Origin of the sequence: Pseudescherichia sp. AS216 (genome assembly GCF_037152055.1) — a bacterium.
In the GTDB taxonomy this organism is placed as follows: Bacteria; Pseudomonadota; Gammaproteobacteria; order Enterobacterales; family Enterobacteriaceae; genus Pseudescherichia.
Genome location: NZ_JBBCMV010000055.1, coordinates 1 through 223 on the forward strand (window position 1 = coordinate 1; position 223 = coordinate 223).

Here is a 223-nt window from a genome sequence, read left to right on the forward strand (position 1 = left end):
GACAGCGTGCTGGGTCGTGGCTGGAGCCTGTTCTGGGAAACCTCCCTTGAACGCTACGGTGACGGGCTGGTGTGGCGCGCGCCGTCGGGGGACTGTATCTCCTTCCCGGGGGTGCCGGAGGGCCAGCGCGTCTACTGTCAGGCCGAAAAGCGCTGGCTGGAACATCATCAGGACGATACCTGGTCGGTGTATGATACCAGCGGCGAGCGCTGGCACTATGCCC

At 65.0% G+C, this 223-nt stretch carries 1 protein-coding gene; it reads left to right on the forward strand.

Annotated elements, in window-relative coordinates:
• The coding region (locus WFN61_RS21035; protein WP_337039159.1) for a hypothetical protein at positions 1-223 on the forward strand (223 nt) is incomplete at both ends.